At 70.3% G+C, this 15,895-nt stretch carries 14 protein-coding genes, 1 tRNA gene and 1 pseudogene; 1 reads left to right on the forward strand and 15 read right to left on the reverse strand.

Translation table 11 applies throughout. The annotated features are described in order from the left end of the window. Window positions 1-2: 2 nt before the first annotated feature. The 3 genes from AB0368_RS24570 to AB0368_RS24580 all read right to left on the reverse strand — a co-directional run bounded on the left by AB0368_RS24570 (window position 3) and on the right by AB0368_RS24580 (window position 1,160). Window positions 3-809, reverse strand: a complete 807-nt coding sequence (locus AB0368_RS24570; protein WP_366156294.1) for an alkaline phosphatase family protein — start codon at window positions 807-809, stop codon at window positions 3-5. A gap of 6 nt (window positions 810-815) precedes the next feature. Next, window positions 816-947 carry a hypothetical protein gene (locus AB0368_RS24575; RefSeq protein ID WP_366156295.1) on the reverse strand — a complete coding sequence of 44 codons (132 nt, stop codon included), beginning with the start codon at window positions 945-947 and terminating at the stop codon, window positions 816-818. A 140-nt stretch (window positions 948-1,087) separates the two neighbouring features. Continuing rightward, a tRNA-Asn gene (locus AB0368_RS24580) sits at window positions 1,088-1,160 on the reverse strand. A gap of 218 nt (window positions 1,161-1,378) precedes the next feature. On the opposite strand from AB0368_RS24580, the pseudogene AB0368_RS24585 reads away from it, so the two are divergent. Further along, window positions 1,379-1,597: pseudogene (locus AB0368_RS24585) on the forward strand (hypothetical protein); the annotation flags it as partial. A 144-nt stretch (window positions 1,598-1,741) separates the two neighbouring features. Here the strand turns inward: AB0368_RS24585 and AB0368_RS24590 are convergent. The 12 genes from AB0368_RS24590 to AB0368_RS24645 form a co-directional block, all read right to left on the reverse strand. After that, window positions 1,742-2,749 (reverse strand): sugar phosphate isomerase/epimerase family protein, encoded by a 1,008-nt coding sequence (locus AB0368_RS24590; protein WP_366156296.1) that lies wholly within the window; start codon window positions 2,747-2,749, stop codon window positions 1,742-1,744. Between the two features lie 168 nt (window positions 2,750-2,917). Next, a complete protein-coding gene (locus tag AB0368_RS24595) occupies window positions 2,918-3,988 on the reverse strand; it encodes a xylose isomerase (protein WP_366156297.1) in 1,071 nt (356 codons plus the stop codon). 892 nt (window positions 3,989-4,880) lie between these two features. After that, window positions 4,881-6,068, reverse strand: coding sequence for a Gfo/Idh/MocA family oxidoreductase (locus AB0368_RS24600; protein WP_366156298.1), 1,188 nt, complete (start codon window positions 6,066-6,068; stop codon window positions 4,881-4,883). Window positions 6,069-6,086: 18 nt separating this feature from the next. Continuing rightward, complete coding sequence (locus AB0368_RS24605) at window positions 6,087-7,130, reverse strand: substrate-binding domain-containing protein (RefSeq protein WP_366156299.1); 1,044 nt, start codon at window positions 7,128-7,130, stop codon at window positions 6,087-6,089. 67 nt (window positions 7,131-7,197) lie between these two features. Continuing rightward, window positions 7,198-8,268 (reverse strand): ABC transporter permease, encoded by a 1,071-nt coding sequence (locus AB0368_RS24610; RefSeq protein ID WP_366156300.1) that lies wholly within the window; start codon window positions 8,266-8,268, stop codon window positions 7,198-7,200. Beyond that, window positions 8,265-9,866: a sugar ABC transporter ATP-binding protein gene (locus AB0368_RS24615; RefSeq protein ID WP_366156301.1), complete on the reverse strand. Its 1,602-nt coding sequence runs from the start codon at window positions 9,864-9,866 to the stop codon at window positions 8,265-8,267. The genes AB0368_RS24610 and AB0368_RS24615 overlap by 4 nt, the downstream gene beginning before the upstream one ends. Further along, window positions 9,863-11,041, reverse strand: coding sequence for an ROK family transcriptional regulator (locus AB0368_RS24620; protein WP_366156302.1), 1,179 nt, complete (start codon window positions 11,039-11,041; stop codon window positions 9,863-9,865). Before AB0368_RS24620 ends, AB0368_RS24615 begins: the two co-directional genes overlap by 4 nt. Window positions 11,042-11,343: 302 nt before the next feature. Continuing rightward, window positions 11,344-12,483, reverse strand: coding sequence for a YihY/virulence factor BrkB family protein (locus tag AB0368_RS24625; RefSeq protein ID WP_366156303.1), 1,140 nt, complete (start codon window positions 12,481-12,483; stop codon window positions 11,344-11,346). 253 nt (window positions 12,484-12,736) lie between these two features. Further along, entirely contained in the window at window positions 12,737-13,546 is an 810-nt protein-coding gene (locus AB0368_RS24630) for an ABC transporter permease (protein WP_366156304.1), read from the reverse strand. A gap of 56 nt (window positions 13,547-13,602) precedes the next feature. Continuing rightward, window positions 13,603-14,355 (reverse strand): ABC transporter permease, encoded by a 753-nt coding sequence (locus tag AB0368_RS24635; protein ID WP_366156305.1) that lies wholly within the window; start codon window positions 14,353-14,355, stop codon window positions 13,603-13,605. Window position 14,356: 1 nt separating this feature from the next. Next, complete coding sequence (locus AB0368_RS24640; RefSeq protein WP_366156306.1) at window positions 14,357-15,277, reverse strand: ABC transporter ATP-binding protein; 921 nt, start codon at window positions 15,275-15,277, stop codon at window positions 14,357-14,359. Between the two features lie 60 nt (window positions 15,278-15,337). Then, window positions 15,338-15,868 (reverse strand): hypothetical protein, encoded by a 531-nt coding sequence (locus AB0368_RS24645; RefSeq protein ID WP_366156307.1) that lies wholly within the window; start codon window positions 15,866-15,868, stop codon window positions 15,338-15,340. Between the last annotated feature and the right edge of the window lie 27 nt (window positions 15,869-15,895).

Here is a 15,895-nt window from a genome sequence, read left to right on the forward strand (position 1 = left end):
TCTCACGCACCGGTCCACACGGGCGGCAACCCCTTCACCCGGGCCGCATTCCCGGCGAGCGGGAGCCCGTACATGCGCTGGAGGGTGCGCAGCAGGTCGTAGTGGTGCAGGTGAGCACCGTAGGAACCGGGTTTGACACCGGCACCGGCCACGATCGTCGGGATGTGGTTGTGGTCGGTCTGGTCGTCCTCGTCGAAGGTCAGGATGAACAGGCTGTGGTGGGTTTTCGCCCACGCGACGTATGGCGCGAACCGCTTCTTGAGCCAGGCGTCGGCCTGGTCCTTGGGACAGTCGTGCATGTCGTGGCACAGGTTCGGGGTCACGAACGAGACGGTCGGCAGCTTGCGGTAGTCCTCGGGGAACGTGGTGAGCGGCCGGTTGGCCGACGCGGGGACGTTGCTGAAGTCGACCCAGGGGTTGTGCCGGCGTACGTAATTGCGATGGGCGCAGCCGCGCCAGCCCGTCGACGGCAGGTCCTCGGAGTAGCCGGCGAAGGTGTGTCCGCTGTCGAACAGCTGGCGGGCGAGGTTGGGCCGGCTGCCGGATGGCCGATCACCGCGTCGTAGCGCTTGTTCTCCAGCATCACGATCACGACGTGCTCCGGTCGCGGCACGGCTGCTGCCGTCGGGGTACGGGCCGGAGGCGGCACGGCGGCCACCTCGACGACCGCCATGCCGCCGGTGAGCACGCCTGCCGCGGCACCCGCCAGCATCGCCCGTTGAAACCGATTCACGCCGTTCTCCCGCCATGGTCGATGTCCGCTTCCTCCTACATTTTGTAGGTATAAGCGGAATCGGCTCGGCGGACACGCCGGTTCAGCGCGATTCGCGCTCGGCCCTGCGGGCACTGCCAACGACGATCTCCCCGTGCCCGCCGCGGGCCCCGAGCCGGATCGTGACGCTGTGGCGGGCGTGACGCATCGCGTTGTCGACGAGGTTGCGCACCACCCGATGCAGCCGATCGGCGTCGTCGCCCTGAAATGTGGCCGAAAGGTCCCGAGAGATCGCTGAAGCTCGGAGACGGCCCGTGAAAACCGGAGCGGATACGGAACGAGGCCCCGCGTGAGGGCCTCTGACCTGGGAAGATGCTCCCCCGATTGGACTCGAACCAATAACCTGCCGGTTAACAGCCGGCTGCTCTGCCAATTGAGCTACAGGGGATTGCTGTACAGCGCTTGCCGTCTGACCTCCCGCTTCGCGGGCTGTCAGGGCGACCCGAGAAACAATACAACACCGGACGGGCCGCCGCCGACAGGGGTGGCCGACACACCCGGGAAGACCGCAACAGGCACGAAACGCCGACGGGGGGAATGACTGAGCGGCAGGATGGGTATGGACCGGACCAGACGCACGCGCGTCATCGAACGGAAGGAGCCGCCATGCGCGGAAAGCTCATGTTCATCACGGGTCTCGCGGCGGGCTTCGTCCTGGGCAGCCGTGCCGGCCGGGAGAAGTACGAAGAGATCGCGGCCAACGCCAAGAAGGTGTGGGAGCACCCGACGGTCCAGGAGGCCGCCGGCGTCGCCCAGGCCCAGGCCAACAAGCTCTACACCGAGGGCAAGGACAAGCTCAACCAGTCCAAGCTCGGTGAGAAGCTGCACTCCGCCAGCACGTCGTCCTCGTCGTCCAGCGACGACCTGTCGACCTCCAGCGTGAGCGCGAACAGCACCGGTACGACGTACTGACGCTCGCCCCAGCAGAGAGCCCGGCCCGCGAGGCCGGGCTTTCTGCGTCTCACCACCTCAGGAAGACGAGGAGAAGGCGGCGTCGAAGGCCGCCGACGGCGCGTCGAACGCGAGCCGGCGCACGAACCGGAGCGCCTCGGGCGCGCCGACCAGGCGGTCCATTCCGGCGTCCTCCCACTCGATGGAGAGCGGGCCGTCGTAGCCGATCGCGTTCAGCGCGCGGAAGCAGTCCTCCCAGGGCACGTCTCCGTGGCCGGTGGAGACGAAGTCCCAGCCGCGGCGCAGGTCCGCCCAGGGCAGGTGGGAGGACATCCGGCCGCGGCGGCCGTCGCCGGTGCGGACCTTCGCGTCCTTGCAGTCGACGTGGTAGATCCGGTCCTGGAAATCGAGGATGAAGTTGACCGGATCCAGGTCCTGCCACACGAAGTGCGAAGGGTCCCAGTTGAGGCCGAACGCCGGTCGGTGGCCGATGGCGTCGAGGGTGCGCCGGGTGGTCCAGTAGTCGTACGCGATCTCGCTCGGGTGCACCTCGTGGGCGAAGCGGACGCCGACCTCGTCGAAGACGTCCAGGATCGGGTTCCAGCGGTCGGCGAAGTCCTGGTAGCCGCGTTCGATCATGGCAGGCGGCACCGGCGGGAACATGGCCACGGTGTGCCAGATCGACGACCCGGTGAAGCCGACCACCGTCTTCACGCCGAGCTTGGCGGCGGCGCGGGCGGTGTCCTTCATCCGCTCCGCGGCGCGTTCCCGCACCCCCGAGGGGTCGCCGTCGCCCCAGATCGCCGCCGGCAGGATGTCCTGGTGGCGCTCGTCGATCGGGTGGTCGCAGACGGCCTGGCCGACCAGGTGGTTGGAGATCGCGAAGACCCGCAGGTTGTGCTTGGCGAGCTGCTCGCGCTTGCGGTCGACGTAGTCGTCCTCGGCGAGCGCCCGGTCCACCTCGAAGTGGTCGCCCCAGCAGGCGATCTCGAGGCCGTCGTACCCCCACTCCGAGGCGAGCCGGCAGACCTCCTCGAACGGCAGGTCGGCCCACTGGCCGGTGAAGAGCGTGATGGGTCGCGCCATGTCATCTCCCTGTTCGCAAGCGTGACGAAGAGGGTTCCGGGCCGGCGCGAGGAGGACCGGCGGCGGCACGGCGTCGGCGGGCGTCGCGGCCGCACCGGGTCTGCGCCTCCCGGCGGGCCCGCCCTCACCGGGAGGTGCCAGGTTGAACTCTAGGTGTGCGGGCGCCCCTCAACAAGGGAGGCGGGCCTCCTGCGGCGGAGAGAGGTCCAGCTCGCCCAGGTCGACGGCGCTCTGCCACTCGACGTCCAGATGTTCCGTGCCGGGCACGTCGCCGCCCATCAGATGCCGCAGCGCCGTCCGCCAGATCTCCGTGGTCGCGCTCAGCGGCGCGGGCGGCTCCGATCCCAACGGTACGGGGTGAAGCACCCGCCACGGCCCCGGCGGGAACTCCTGCAGCGCCTCGGCCAGCTCGCCGACGTAGCCGTCGTCCGGGGTGGTGACCGGGTAGTGGTGCCCGTCCGTCACGTACCCGCTCAGCGCCTCGGTGGCGGCGAGTGGGTCGGCGGCCTCCAGCGCGGCGGCGACGTGTGCCTGGATGACCGCGACGCCGGCGCCGGCCAGCCGGTCGAGATAGGCGGCCGGGTCCTCCCAGGTGCACGCCAGGTGCGCCAGGTCCAGGCAGACTCCGAGGCGGTCCTTGTCCAGCCGGGAGAAGGCCGCGGCGACGGACGCGGAGCCGTCGAGCACCGCGCCGGGCTCGGGCCGGAAGCCGACGCGTACAGCGCGGCCCGTCTGCCAGGCCACCTCGGCGAGACCGCCGGAGAGCCGTCCCAGGATGCGCGAGCAGTCCTTCTGCCGGGGGTCGTCCCACTCGTCGCGGCGGCCCAGACCGGTGGTGGTCACCGCGCCCCGGACGGCGTCGTCGGGCAACAGGTCGACCAGGATGCGGGCGAGGTCGAGGGTGTACTCCAGGCGGGCGGGGCTGCTCCAGTCGCACACGTCGGAGCCCTCGTCGCCGCCCTGCCCGTAGGGCACTCCGCTCAACGTGACGATCTCGAGCCCGCGGGCGTCGAGCTCGGCGCGAAGCCGGGCACGGGAGCGCGCATCGATCGCCAGGGCGGCGGCGAGGGTGGGCGGGAGCCAGAGGCTCACCCCGAGGGTGTCCACGTCCTGACGGGCCCGGACGGCGGCGGCGTACGCGTCGAGCTGCTCGACGACGGCCGGGAGATCCCGGGCCGGCCGCAGGTCGGTGCCGTGGCTCAGGTGGACGACCCGGCCCGAGTGGTGGCGCAGACGCATCAGAATCCCTCCTGGAGCGGGGCGTCACCGGTGCATTCGCACGTGCATCGGTTCGTGCGCGCTCCAGTATGGATCATCCGGCCGCGGGTCACCGCTGCCGCCGTGGCGGACCGACGGTATGCCATGACGCCTCCATCCGTGGGGTTGTCTGCCCCCGGATACGAGCCTCAACCGGCGCCCGGATCAGCGGCGTACTCGCCGTGCGACGCCGTGACCGGGAGGAACATGATCCACATAGGTCAGCTTGATCGACAGGCGCCGATGCGGCCGCCCTCGGTGAGCAGGCCGGAAGGCTCCGGAAAGGCAAGTCGGCGCACCGAACAGGAGAGCGCTATCCGTGCATCAAATGCACACTCGGACACGCACTGGACAGCGACACGTGCGAATGCCCCGGATGCAGATGCACACGCCAAACGCCTGCCGCCGGAGACGCACTTCAGCCTGATCGGGGGCACGGCGAGGGCCCGCCCCGTCGACGCGCGAATCATCCAAATGGGCGGGGCCGCCCACCTCGAACGCGCGAGTCAGCCACACGGAGGCACCCGCGGGGGCCGACACCCCGGGCACTCGAGTCAGCCGGATCCCCGCGCGCCGCAAGGGCCGCCCCGCCGCGGACACGCGATGCCACGGAACGCCGGCGCGGCGAGGCCTTGGCCGGCCGCCGGACCCGCGACTCGGGCCGGATGGCGGCGTGGGGAGGCCGGGACGGCAGTGCCCGGGCGTGTGCCACGGGACTTTGCTGTGCCCGTACCTGTGAAATGGTTTTCGGGCTGTCCGGCAAACGATCGGGAACCCGTCGATCCATGCCGGACAGCCGCTCCACCCCGCGTCCCGCGGTCCGGGGCGCAACCGGACCTCCCTCGCGACGCGGCGTGGCGAACCAGGACGCGAACTAGACAGTGGCCAGGGCGGCCTCCACGGGGACCCAGGCGGACGAGGCCGCCGAGCGCTCGACCGCGTCGAGCACGAGCTGGACCTGGAGGGCGTCCGCGAAGGACGGTGCCGGGTTCTCGCCGGCCGCGATCGCCGTGATGAGGTCGTGCATCTCGTGGGTGAACGAGTGCTCGTAGCCGATCGGATGCCCGGCCGGCCACCACGCCGCCATGTACGGGTGGTCCGGCTCGGTCACCAGGATGCGGGTGAATCCCTGTTCGCTGGTGGGGAGCGTGGCGTCGTAGAACTCGAGCTCGTTCATCCGCTCGAAGTCGAACGCCACCGAGCCGAGCGAGCCGTTGAGTTCGACCCGCAGGCCGTTCTTGCGGCCGGTGGCGAACCGGGTCGCCTCGTAGGTGGCGACCGCTCCCCCGTCGAGCCGGGCCAGGAACAGTGCGGCGTCGTCCACGGTGACCTCGCCCGAGCCGGCGTGGCCGTTGCCCGCCGCCGAGAGGCCGGCCGACTCGGCGGGCAGCGGCCGCTCGCGGACGAACGTCTCGGTCAGGGCACTGACGCCGGTGATCTGCTGGCCGGTCACGTACTGGGTGAGGTCGACGATGTGCGCGCCGATGTCGCCCAGCGCGCCCGAGCCGGCGACATCCTTGCGCAGCCGCCAGACCAGCGGGAACTCCGGGTCGACGATCCAGTCCTGGAGGTACACCGCGCGGACGTGGCGGACCGTGCCGATCCGGCCGTCCGCCACGAGCCGGCGCATCAGCGCGACGGCCGGCACCCTGCGGTAGTTGAAGCCGCACATCGTGCGTACCCCCTTGGCCTGCGCGGCCGCCGCGGCCTCGGCCATCTGCCGGGCCTCGGCCACCGAGTTGGCCAGGGGTTTCTCGCAGAGAACGTGTTTGCCCGCGGCGAGCGCGGCCAGCGCGATCTCCGCGTGGGTGTCGCCCGGGGTGCAGATGTCCACCAGGTCGACGTCGTCCGCGGTGACGACCTGCCGCCAGTCCGTCGCGTGCGACTCCCAGCCGAGCTTGGCGGCCGCGGCCGCGACCTTGTCCTCGTCGCGGCCGCAGACCACGGACATCCGCGCCGACAGTGGCAGTTCGAACGCGTGGTTGACGGTGCGCCATGCCTGAGAGTGCGCGGCGCCCATGAACGAATAACCGACCATGCCGACCCGCAGCTGCCCCATCATGCTCTCCGTTCGTGATCGTCAGAAACCGAGCTTGCTGTACTGAGCCGCGTTCTCTTTGGTGATCGTTTCGGAGGAGAGCGTGATCTCCTTGGGCACCTGGAGCTCGACCAGGTCGGCCATGCCCTTGCCCTGCCCGATCAGGCGGGCCAGGGAGATCGCCGAGGAGGCCATCGAGGGGCTGTAGGTGACCGTCGCCTTGAGCGGGGTGTTGTCCGCCTGGATGGCCTGGATCGCGGCCTTGGAGCCCGCGCCGCCGACCAGCAGGAACTCCTTGCGGTTCGCCTGGTTGACGGCGGCGAGCACGCCGATGCCCTGGTCGTCGTCGTGGTTCCAGAGCGCGTCGATCTTCGGCAGCGCCTGCAGGAGCTCGGTGGCGGCGCGCTGGCCGGTGTCGGCGGTGAACTCGGCGGGGCGGCGGTTGGCGACCTTGAAGCCGTACACGGCCAGTGCCTCGTTGAAGCCCCGGGTGCGCTCCTGGGTCAGCTCGAGCGAATCGATGCCCGGGATCTCGCCGATGACCGGGGTGGCGATGCCCTTCGCCTTCATCTGCTCGCCGATGTACGCCCCGGCGGCCAGGCCCATGCCGAAGTTGTCACCCTTGATCTGCAGCCGGTAGGCGCCCCGGTCCGGGAACGCCCGGTCCAGGTTGACCACCGGGATGCCGGCGCGCATGGCCTGCAGCCCGACCGCGTTGAGCTCCTTGCCGTCGTGCGGCAGCAGCACGATCACGTTCGGCTTCTGCGAGATCAGGGTGGAGAGTGCGGCGCGCTGGGCGGCCGCGTCGGCGCCGGCCTCGACGCTGCGGAGCTCCACGTCCTGGTACGCGGCGGCCTGCGCCTTGGCGTTGTTGGTGATGGCGGCGACCCAGCCGTGGTCGGCGGCCGGGGCGGAGAAGCCGATGACGACCTTCTGACCCGGCTCGGCGTTCTTGTTGTTGCCGGAGTTCTGGTTGTTGATCTGGGTGTTCTCGCTCGGGGTGTTGCTGGTGCACGCGGTGAGCAGGGCGCCGGCGCCCACGGCGGCGCCGCCGAAGAGGATGCGACGACGGGACAGATCGTTCATCGTTTTCTCCAGGGGTGACCGGACGGCCGTCGCCGGTCGCCGGGTGAGGGGGTGGGGGGGGCAGGGCTCAGGTCTGCTTGCGCCCGAGCAACTGGCTGAGGGAGCGGTAGCGGAACTGCTGGACGAGCACGGCGGCGACGATGATGCCGCCCTTGACCATGTTCTGGACCTCGGTGGAGAGGTTGTTGATCGCGAAGAGGTTGGTGATCGTGGAGAAGACCAGCACCCCGAACAGGGCGCCGACGATGGTGCCGCGGCCGCCGCTGAGCAGCGTGCCACCGATGATCGCCGCGGCGATCGCGTCCAGCTCGTAGAGGTTCGCCATCGCGGCCTGCGCACTGGTCGCCTGCGCGGTGAGCATGATCGCCGCGATGCCGCAGCAGAGGCCGGAGAGGGCGTACAGCAGCACGGTGTGCAGCCGCACGTTGATGCCGGCCAGCCGGGCCGCCTCCACGTTGCCGCCGACGGCCACGGTGCGCCGGCCGAACGTGGTGCGGTTGAGCAGGACCCACCCCGCCGCGACCACCAGCGCGAGGATGATGACCAGCATCGGGATGCCGGCAATCTTCGTGGTGGCGATGTTGTTGATGGTCGTGTTCGTCGAGACCTGCGTCTGCTTGCCGGAGATCTGGGCGGCCAGGCCGCGGGCCGCGACCATCATCGCGAGGGTGGCGATGAAGGGCACGAGTTTCCCGTACGAAATGAGCACTCCGTTGATGAGCCCCACGACGACGCCGACCACGATCGCGGTGAAGATCATGCCGGCGGTGCCGTAGCTCTGGGTGGCGAGCGTGGTGGACCAGACGCCGGCCACCGCGACGATGGCGCCGACGGAGAGGTCGATGCCGCCGCCGATTATGACGAAGGTCATGCCGACGGTGACGACGCCGATCGCCGACGCCTGCTGGAGGATCGTCCAGACGTTGCCGGTTACCCAGCTCGCGTCGCCGTACAGCTCGGGGCGGGTGACGATGCCGATGATGACCAGGACGACGAGGACGCCGACCAGGCCGATGTTGCGGCGTACGGGCTCCGCGCCGTCCCGCTTCCACCAGCCTTCTTTTCTCGGCGGGGTGCTCTTCGGCTCGACGGGCGGCGACTGCGCCGGCACACTCGGCTTCGTGCTCTGATCCGTCATGCCGGTTCTCCCTCCATGAGGGACCCCGCCATGACGAGGTCCAGGACGGTCGCTTCGTCGATCTCGCCCGCGGGCGCCTCGTGGATGAGGTGGCCCTCGCGCATGACCAGGACGCGGTCGGCGAGGCCGAGCACCTCGGGCACCTCGCTGGAGACCAGCAGCACCCCCACGCCGCCGGCCGCGAGATCGTGGATGACCTGATAGAGCTCCGCCCGTGCGCCGACGTCCACACCGCGGGTCGGCTCGTCGAGCAGGAGCAGTCTCGTCCGGTCGAGCAGCCAGCGGCCGACCACGACCTTCTGCTGGTTGCCGCCGGAGAGCGTCCGCACGGGACGGCTGACGTCGCGGGGCCGCAGCTCCAGCTGGTCCGCCGTCCGCATCGCTGCGGCCTTCTCCTTGCCGGCGTCGGTGAAGCCACCGCGGGAATAGCCGGAGAAGGAGGACAGCGTCATGTTGCGGTAGATCGGCTCGTCCAGCAGCAGCGCCTGACTCTTGCGCTCCTCCGGCGCCATCCCCACGCCGCCGCGGACCGCGCCGCCGATGCTGCGGATCACCTTGCCGTCCACCTTGACCGTTCCCGCGTCCGCCCGGCGCGCGCCGAAGATGGTCTCCAGCAGCTCCGAGCGGCCCGAGCCGACCAGGCCCGCGATGCCGACGATCTCCCCCGCCCGTACGGTCAACGACGCGTCGGCGAACTCGCCCGCCCGCGTGAGGCCCTCCACCTCCAGCAGCGGCTTGCCCTCCGCGGCGCCGACGCGGGGCGGGAAGACGTACTCGATCGTGCGGCCGGTCATCCGGCTGACCAGCTCCCGGGTCGGGGTGCCGCGCGCCGGCAGGTTCGCGGCGGTGGTCCGGCCGTCCTTGAGGACGGTGACGCGGTCGCCGATGTCGCGGATCTCCTCGAGCCGGTGCGAGATGTAGATGACCGCGATGCCGTGCGAGGTCAGCTCCCGGATGATCCGGAACAGGTTCTCCACCTCGTCATGGGCGAGCACGGCGCTGGGCTCGTCCATGACGATCAGCTTGGCGTCGTGCGACAGGGCACGGGCCATGCTGACGATCTGCTTGCCCGCCGCGGGCAGCGAGCGGACCAGGCGGCGCGGCGGGATCTGCGGGTGCCCGAGCCGGGCCAGGATCTCCCGGGTACGGGCGGCGGTCGAGCGCCGGCGCAGGAATCCGCCGCGGGTCTGCTCGTGGCCGAGGAACGCGTTCTCGGCCACCGACAGGTCGTCGACGAGGTCGAGCTCCTGGTAGATCGTGGCGATCCCGGCGCGCATCGCGGCCTGCGGGGTGGCGGGGGCGAATGGTTCGCCCAGCCAGGAGATGCTGCCCTCATCGGCGTGATGCACCCCGGCAAGGATCTTGATCAGTGTGGACTTGCCGGCGCCGTTCTGGCCGAGGAGGCAGTGCACCTCGCCGGCGCGGACCTCGAGCTCGACGCCGTCGAGGGCGCGTACGCCCGGGAAGGTCTTGACGACGCCCTCGAGTTCGAGGACGACCTCCCCTTCTGCCCGGGTGTTTTCCTCCGGCTCGGCTTCGGTGGCCGCTCGCTGTTCCGGGGTGCTGGTGGCGGTGGCTCGCTCTTCGGGGGCGGTCATGATGCTTGCTCGAAGGCGGTGTCGCTGGCCAGGACCGCGGCGCCGGTGACGCCCGCGCGGGCGCCCAGCTCGCTGAGCACCACGGGTAGGTTGCCGGTCGCCAGCGGCAGCGAACGCCGGTAGACCACGCTGCGGATCTCGGCCAGCAGGATGTGGCCGAGCTGCGCGAGCCCGCCCCCGATGACGATCATCGACGGGTTCGCGAAGCTGACCAGCGTGGCGAGGGTGGCACCGACCCTGCGCCCGCCGTCGCGGATGAGCCGGATGCAGGTCACGTCCCCCTCGGCGGCCCCGTCGGCGACGTCCCGCGCGCCGAGCTCACCGTTGGCGGCGAGCCGCTCGGCCAGCGCCGGCGCCTCCCCGCTGCGAGCGGCGGCGAGCGCGTCGCGGGCCAGGGCAGCACCGCTGAACAGCGCCTCGAGGCAGCCGGCGTTGCCGCAGGAACACATCGGACCGTGCGCGTCGACCTGGATGTGCCCGATGTCGCCGGCGCAGCCGTCCACCCCCCGGTAGACGTCGCCGCCGAGGTGGATGCCGCAGCCGATGCCCGTACCGATCTTGACGAAGAGGAAGTCGTCGACCGAGTGGGCGACCCCACCGTGCCGCTCCCCGATCGCCATGATGTTGACGTCGTTGTCCACGACGGCCGGGCAGAGATGCTCGCGGGCGAGCAGCTCCCGCACCGGATAGCGGTCCCAGCCCGGCATGATCGGCGGCGACACCGGCACGCCGTCCCGGAAGCTGACCGGCCCGGGCACGCCGATCCCGACCGCGTCGAGCCGCTCGTACGCCCCGTCGCTGCGCGCCTTCGCCAGCAGCTCGTTGACCCGATGCAGAATCACCTTCGGCCCACTACGGATGTCGGCGCTCTCCCGGTACGCCGCGACAGGCTCGAGCCGGCCGTTGGTGACCTCGATGTCGATGGAGCTGGCACCCAGATCGACGGCGGCGAACCGCAACCGCGGATGCAGCTCGACCAGAGTGGACCGCCGGCCACCCCGCGAGGCGGCCATCCCGGCCTCCGCGATGTAACCGGCGGCAACGAGGCGCTCGACCTCGGCGAGCAGGCGGGGCCGGGTCAGATCGAGCCGGTCACCGAGCTCGGCGCGGGAGATGGGTCCCTCGTCCCGCAACAAGCGGAGGAGGCGCAGATGGGGGGCGTCGACGACATGCACGGGTAACCTCCGGGCCGTTCACACCGTCGCAACGGTACGGTGTCACGCCCGTCACACTAGGGCCCTTCCGCCGCGCTAGTCCATACCTTCTCGTTGATCACCGTAAACTTTTGTTCGGGGATTCAAAAGTTCGGTGAGGGTCTGTCAGGGTTTGCGGCCCGCCGGCGTCTCCCCCGCGTTTCCGGCCGAAGCCTCCCTTGCGTTCCCTGCCGACGCCTCCCCCGTTTCCGGGCCGTCGCCTCTATGCGCGACGGCCGCGCACCCCGGTGGGTGCGCGGCCGTCGATGCTGAGGTGTGCCGGGTCAGGACGTACTCAGGCCCTTTTCGCTGCCCTTCTTGAGCTTGCGGTCGTCACGCAGCTGCAGGAACGGCTCGTCGTCGGGCGAGTGGCCGGCCGCGATGGCCCGTCCCCGCTCCAGCTCCGCGTCCAGCTCGGCGCCGAGCATGATCGCGATGTTGGAGATCCACAGCCAGACCAGGAACGCGATGACACCGCCCAGGGTCCCGTACGTCTTGTTGTAGTTGGCGAAGTTGGCCAGGTAGATCGCGAAGGCGGCGGAGGCGGCGACCCAGACGAGCACGGCGAAGATGCCACCGGGGCTGACCCACCGGAAGCCGCCGGTCTTCGCGTTCGGCGACGCCCAGTACAGGATCGCGAACATCAAGCTGACCAGGACGATCAGGACCGGCCACTTCGCGATGTTCCAGGCGGTCACGAAGCCACCGCCGAGGCCGATCTGCTTGCCGACCGCTTCGGCCAGACCGCCGGTGAAGACGACGATCACGGTCGAGAGGATGAGCATGATGCCGATGACGGCGGTGACGGCGAGCCGGATCGGGATCGTCTTCCAGACCGGCCGGCCCTCGGGCACGTCGTAGATCGCGTTCGAGGCCCGCATGAAGGCGCCGATGTAGCCGGAGGCGGACCAGAAGGCGGCCACGATACCGATGATCGCGGCGAGACCGGCCTTACCCGGCTCCTGCACCTGCGTCAGCACCTGGTTGACCAGATCCTGGATCTGGCCGGGCGCGACCTGCTTCACCGTCTCCTGCACGGTCGCCTGCCCGTTGTTGCTGAGCATGCCGAGCACGGACACGAGGACAAGCACCCCGGGGAAGATCGACAACACCCCGTAGTAGGTGAGCGCGGCCGCCCAGTCGGTGACGTTGTCCTGCGAGAACTGCTTGAACGTCCGCTTCAGCGCGCCGAGGATGCCCTTGCCTTTCAGCTGGGCCGGGCTGTCCGGTCCCGCATCCGGGCTGGGCGCCGACAGATCGTTATCGCGGTCGTCCCCCGTACGCGACGTCGCGGCGGCGTCGATGTCGAGCCCCTTGCTGTCGCGGTCCCGAGCGTCCTTCGCCCCCGCGGAGCGTGCGTCGGCAGCGGTCTTGTCATGGCCGTGATCGTGCGACGTTTCCTCGGCCTTGCGAAGAAGTCTCATCGCGGGATACCTCCAGGGCGCTACGCGTCGTGTCGTTACCGCGTTCCGCTCCCGGTCGGGTCCGTCCCCGCCGGTCGGCAGAATCGCGACCTTGTGGGGTGGTGCCCGTCATCCTGCTGCTTTAATCCCTTTCACCTCGGCTTGCGTTCAGCGGATCTCCAGCTCACCGGGCGTGCCGCCCGGGAGGTGCGACGCCCACCCGGGCCGGTGGGACGCAGCCCGCCGATCGCCCCCGCGGGTCGTGGCGCCGGTGTCACTTGCAGAGCAGCTTCTCCATGCGCCGTCCTGCCACGATCAGGCCGATGGTCACGACTACCAGCAGGTAGGCGATGTCGATCAGCTGGAGCCAGCCCACTCCCCCGGTGGTGATCGCCCGGATCAGGTCGACCGAGCGGTACAGCGGTGTCGCCTCGACCAGCCAGCGCAGGACGGACGGGTAGGCCTCGGCCGGGACGAAGGTGCCCGAGAACAGGAAGAGGGTGAACTGGACCGACGCCACGAGGTCGAAGTCCTGCCAGCTGCGCATGAAGGTGGACAGGGCCATGCCGGCGGCGCCGAAGGCGAAGCCGACCAGGATGGCGCCGGCCAGGGCGGCCAGGGCTCGGGCCGGTGTGGTCAGGTCCATGACCACCATCAGGATGAGGAAGGCGGCCGCGTAGATGTTGCCGCGGATCATCGCCCAGGCCAGTTCGCCCAGGGCGATCTCGATGGGCCGTACGGGGGTGGCGAGCATCCCGTCGTACAGCTTCATGAACTTCATCTTTCCGAAGAAGTTGAAGGTGGTCTCCGACAGCGCTCCCGCCATGGCGGACGAGGCGAGCATCGCCGGGGCCACGAACGCGGCGTAGGTGACGACCCGGCCGTCGGGCAGCGTGAGGTCGCCGACGAGGGTGCCGACGCCGACGCCGATGGAGAACAGGTAGAGCACCGGCTCGAGCAGACCCGAGGCCATGACCAGCCAATACGCGCTGCGCAGGGTCGCGGCGTTGCGCTCGACGACGGACGCCGACCGGCGGCCCGCGCCTTCGAAGGACACGAGCCGTGGCAGAACCAGGGTGACCACGATGCGCTCCTCAGCTAACCGGCGACGGGGACACGGACGGGCAGGTCCGGGGCATGTCAGACCACCAGCCTTCGGCTGAACTGGCGAAGCGCCAGGAACCAGCCTGCGGTTGCCCACAGAGCCAGGTACAGCAGGTGGCCGATGGGTGACCACGCCGGTGCCGTGCCCAGGGTCGCTGCGCGGCTCAGGTCGACGCCGTGCCAGAGCGGGGACGCGTACGCGAGCCAGCGGAGTGCGGCGGGCAGCGACTCGATCGGGAAGAAGACGCCCGAGAACAGGGACATCGGGATCACGCCGAGGCGGAACAGGATGGCGAGGTAGCTGTCGCTGCGGATGGCCGCCGCGTAGGCGAACGTCGGCGTGGCGACCGCGAGCCCCACCGATGCGGCGATCGGCAGCGTGGCCAAGGCCCACCAGGAGTGCATCGTGCCGAAGGCGGTGGCGATCAGGAGGAAGGCCGTGCAGCTGGTCAGGGTTCGGAAGACGATGAACAGCAGGTGACCGTCGAGGATGTCGGCCACCCGCAGCGGGGCGGCGGCCTGGCCGTAGTAGGTGCGCTGCCACTCGAAGCTGCCGAGGACCGGCCAGGTCGAGTCGCCGATAGCGATCTGCATGGCGGTCGAGGCGATCAGGCCCGGCACCATCCAGTCCAGGTACGGCACTCCGTCGACGCCGCCGGTCACGTAGGCGCCGACGCCCACGCCGAAGCCGAGCATCGTCAGCAGCGGCAGCACGAATGACGACAGCACGCTGGAGCGCCAGATGCGGCGGTAGCTCACCAGGTGGTACTCGAGGACGTACCAGGTCATGTCAGTCCACCAGGGTCCGGCCGGTGAGGTGCAGGAAGACGTCCTCGAGGCTGCTGCGGCGCACCAGGACGCTGGCCGGGCTCAGTGCCCGGTGCTGGACCTCTGCGACCGCGGCGTCGCCGTCGGAGACGTAGAGGAGGATGCGGTCGGGCAGGATCTCGAGGCGCTCGCCCACCCCGGTCAGCTTGTCGGCGAAGACCTCCTGGGACTCCACGTTGAAGCGCAGCTCGACCACCTCGCGGGTCGAATACTGCTCGATGAGGGCGCGGGGTGAGCCCTCGGCGACGATGCGGCCGCCGTCCATCACCACGAGCCGGTCGCAGAGCTGCTCGGCCTCGTCCATGTAGTGCGTGGTCAGCACGAGCGTGACGCCCTGCTGCTTGAGCCGGAACAGGCGCTCCCAGACCAGGTGACGGGCCTGCGGGTCGAGGCCCGTTGTGGGCTCGTCGAGCAGCACGATCTCGGGCTCGTTGACCAGGGCGCGGGCGATCGTGAGCCGCCGCTTCATGCCGCCGGACAGCGGCTCGACCTTGCTGTCGGCGCGCTCGGTGAGCTGCACGAAGTCGAGCAGTTCGTCGGCGCGGTGGCGGGCCACCTTGCGGGGGATGCCGAAGAAGCGGGCGTACGTCGTCAGGTTCTCGCGGACGGTCAGCTCCAGGTCGAGGTTGTCGAGCTGGGGGCAGACGCCGAGGCGGGCGCGGATGGCCGGGCCGTCACGCAGCGGGTCACGGTCGAGGATGCGCAGCACGCCGCCGGTCGGCGGGGAGACGCAGCCGATCATCCGCATGGTGGAGCTCTTGCCCGCGCCGTTGGGGCCGAGGAAGCCGAACGCCTCACCGCGCTCCACGTCGACGTCGATGCCGTCGACCGCCGTGAAGTCGCCGAAGCGCTTGACCAGCCCGCGAGCGTGAATGAGGGTCACCCGAGCGACCCTAGTGAAGGGGTCCGACAAAAACTCCTCGAGGAGCAAACAGCGGCACGGTCAAGACGGCGGAGCCGTGGCCACTCTCGCAGCCGCCACCACCTGATCGGTCACCTCGATCACCGGCTCGGCATCCACCGCGGTCTTCGCGTCGTAGCGGACCGACCAGCTCAGCCCGTCGACCCCGCTGATCCGCCGCCCGACGACCCGGACGCCGCCGTGGGGCGGCAGCGGGTGGTGCGTCGTGTACGCGACCGAGCGGGTCACCCGGGTCCGTACCTGATCCGGCAGCTCACCCGGCTCCAGCACCAGGAAACCGATGACCGGCGCGTCGACCAGCACCGTGTAGCCGTTGCGCTCGTGCGCCACCTCGGCGGGGGTGATGCGCAGCTCGCGCCCCGACCAGGCCGCTTTGTGGATCTCGTGCCAGCCCAGCCGCCGGCCGTCGGGCAGCCAGAGGCCGCGGTTGGTGGCTACCAGTGCCTGGTCCTGCGCCTCGCCCACGTGGGCCCAGGCCAGGACGCGCTCGTCGGCCTCGAGCGCGGGTCGCATCGCGGGCGGAAGCTTGGGGCTGCGGCGGAAGAGTTTCACGATGCTCCTGCTGCCTGGTCGCGGAGG

It is taken from the genome of Actinoplanes sp. NPDC051475, assembly GCF_040689425.1.
Lineage (GTDB): Bacteria > Actinomycetota > Actinomycetes > Mycobacteriales > Micromonosporaceae > Actinoplanes.